This window comes from Oleiphilus sp. HI0128 (genome assembly GCF_001635365.1).
In genome coordinates this window covers 1-2,845 of record NZ_LWGG01000725.1, presented here as the reverse complement: position 1 = coordinate 2,845, position 2,845 = coordinate 1, and the positions used below count along the sequence as shown (strand labels likewise).

General features: G+C 42.6%; 5 protein-coding genes. All 5 read right to left on the bottom strand.

Annotated features, from left to right (window positions below; translation table 11 throughout):
• On the bottom strand, positions 1 to 199 hold a 199-nt coding region (locus A3763_RS08940; protein ID WP_068759989.1), incomplete at its 3' end, for a transposase.
• A gap of 159 nt (positions 200 to 358) precedes the next feature.
• Entirely contained in the window at positions 359 to 976 is a 618-nt protein-coding gene (locus A3763_RS08935; RefSeq protein WP_197470023.1) for a heme-binding protein, read from the bottom strand.
• 14 nt (positions 977 to 990) lie between these two features.
• The gene (locus tag A3763_RS08930) at positions 991 to 1,170 is read right to left on the bottom strand and encodes a DUF6435 family protein (RefSeq protein ID WP_068510205.1); all 180 of its coding nucleotides are present in this window, start codon (positions 1,168 to 1,170) and stop codon (positions 991 to 993) included.
• Positions 1,171 to 1,205: 35 nt separating this feature from the next.
• The gene (locus A3763_RS08925) at positions 1,206 to 1,535 is read right to left on the bottom strand and encodes a thiol-disulfide oxidoreductase DCC family protein (RefSeq protein ID WP_255375179.1); all 330 of its coding nucleotides are present in this window, start codon (positions 1,533 to 1,535) and stop codon (positions 1,206 to 1,208) included.
• Between the two features lie 168 nt (positions 1,536 to 1,703).
• Positions 1,704 to 2,771: an endonuclease/exonuclease/phosphatase family protein gene (locus A3763_RS08920; protein WP_082865217.1), complete on the bottom strand. Its 1,068-nt coding sequence runs from the start codon at positions 2,769 to 2,771 to the stop codon at positions 1,704 to 1,706.
• Between the last annotated feature and the right edge of the window lie 74 nt (positions 2,772 to 2,845).

Here is a 2,845-nt window from a genome sequence, read left to right as displayed (position 1 = left end):
GCAATTCAGCACGCTCATCTGTATTTAAGCCAGTACCAGATTGTTCCGCATCAAACTTGGCTTTCCAGTTGTAGAGCAACTTATCTGTAATACCCAATGAAGCAGCCGCTTTAGGAACGCTATAGCCTTGCTCGGTGACCAGGGCAACCGCTTCTTGTTTAAACTCTGTTGTATAACTTCTGTTCTTTCGTTTTGTCATTTAACACCTCAATAATTGGATTATATTCCTTATTGAAGTGTCCTGTTTGATTAAAGCAGATCACTATCAAAGATAGATTAGGATCTACACACTGTCCAGAAGAGACCAGTTAGATAGCACCCTTCTCACACTCATGGCATACGAACACAAAGATGGGGTCTACTCTATCGGGATTAGAACTTCATTTCGTCTAAAAAAAGGAATTGACGAAGGTGGATCATAACCGGCAATAATAGGCTGCCCAATGGCTTTGATATCCTGCTCATTCAACCAAGCCAATAGTTCGCTTTTCTTGCTTTCTATTGTGTCCTCGTCCAGCCAACCACTGAAGCGAATCGCTGCAACGGTGTAATCATTGACTCGCTCCAAAGAAACGTTTGGGTCTCTCGGCGCCGGTGCTGTCTCAATCCTGAAATCTTCGGGAAGAACAAAAGACATTTTAGTTGCTTTGTCTTGATCCATGAACACAGGCGCGGTCATGCTGATATCTTGCCCCTTACTATTTTCGCCGGAGATATAAGCAAAAAGTCGTTTGAAAGCACTATCGTTTGACGATCTCCCCTTTTCACTATTCATCGTTGTGGAAACCAATAACATCTGGTCGTAATGTCGGATCTCAAAATTTCCATCTGACTGAATAAGCGAATAGGGAGCATGCTCAATCGTGTATTTAACCAAGCTACACCCTGTGAGTAAGGAACTCACAAATACAGAACAAGCTAGCAAGATAAACTTCATCGATCCGAGCCTTTCGGTATAGAAAAATTGATTAGACATCGTGATGACCTGCCCTAAGCACTTTCTTTAGCCATAACACTTTGTATTTTCTGATAAATATCATCGGCTTCTTTGCTGAGCATAGAATAGGCTCTTATGTCGCCATTGCGCTGTGCATGCATCGCCTCGGTGAGCTTCGCTTCATAAGCTTTCACGAGTTTTTTAGAAGGATTTTTGCTAAACCATTTAAACATTCTTTTTTACCTACTCTACATTCAGGACTCTGGTTCTAGGGTTGCTTTTTACTTCTATACTGGCGATACGCTAGCCATATTTCATATCCCCAGCGGCTAAACAAACGAATGAAAGGCCAGTTAAGTACCCGCCAAAAACGAGCGTAGGGCGTGTGATGCCAAGCCCTAACATTTGCATCAACGCCTACTAACCACTCTCCGTCAGAAGTTTGCAAGTGCAGCCTCTTCAGCAAAACATCTTTGCTCGGCGATTCAGTTGTTGAATCCAAATCATGTACGTTCTTAATCGTGAGATTGTCGCCTGCATGTTTCTTCAATCGACACACCTCAGCTGTACATAGAGGGCATTCGCCATCGTAGTACAATGTGTCGCGACGGATTGTTACTGCTGACTGTTCCAACTTACTCTTCTCGAATTCGTTACCAGTTATCAGTAAGGTCTACGAATACAAACTCGATATGGATCACTGTCAGCAGTAATGTGAGGATTGATTTGGAATTGCTTTTTAGGCGACAGCAGAGTCTAGGAGTCTTTAAAAGGCCGTTTCGATGGTGACTGACACGGGGGCATGGTCTGATGCTTCAGCGTCTACCTCATAGTTAGGGTTTTGCAGATGATCATCGTGCACGTCATAACTAACGACTTCCGCAATACTGCGTGGATTGTTAGCATCAAATTCCTTTGATAACAGCACATAATCTAAAACACTGCCCTTATTTGCAAAATAGTGTGTAGGGCTACGACGAGTTTCGATAGTTTTATCACTAATTTCAAAGGCATCGTAAAGTGTATGTTTTTCAACATTCAGCCTCTCCGCAGCAGAAAGGGATGAAACATATTTCGATCCAATTCTATCAATATGCCCGCCAGCCACCAGCAACTGCAAAGGCGTTGAGTCGATCGTATCATTTAGATCACCAAGCATAATGGTTGGCATATCTTCCTTCGCACTAGATTTCCAAAAGTCATTGTAGAGAAGAGCTGCTTCAGTTCCTCTCTGCATACTTGAAGCCCACCGACCATGCAGGTCGTCGTAAAGGAAATTACGAACTTGTTCATTGTCGGCTGTATCCACATAAAAGTGACGATCAAACTTCGACCTTTTAGACTTCAAGTGCGCCACATACACGGCAACCTTGGAGTAATCATCGATTTCAATAACGGCCCTGATCGGCTGACGACTAAAAACAAATTCTGAGTTGAGCCCCAAACTCTGAATCAAATATTGATCAACCGAAACTGCTTCACTAGATAGGATGGGGAATTTTGAAGCAATCGCGACAACGGGCATATCAAACAGATAGTCAGACTTCTTGTTGGGCTGTTCGACTGTTGCAAAATAGTCAAAGCCCGCTGACTTTGACAAGCTATTCAGAGCCGATACGGAAAACACCTCCTGAAAACCAACAATATCTGCGCCAATTACTTTCAGAAGCCTAAGTATCCATGCTTCCTTCTTACGCCATTGTTGGTCAGTATAAATATTCTCCAACTCGTAAAATGCATTGGGAGGTTCAATATAGTTAAAAAGGTTAAACGTACAAACCTTAAACTGACGTGTTTGTTTTACCATAATTCTGAGCAAAGTGCTTCGCTGCACTCGCTCTTACCTCCAATAGCCAGGGCCATGATTTAAAACAATAAGAACTTAGAATAAATTTTAGGGTTGGTCCT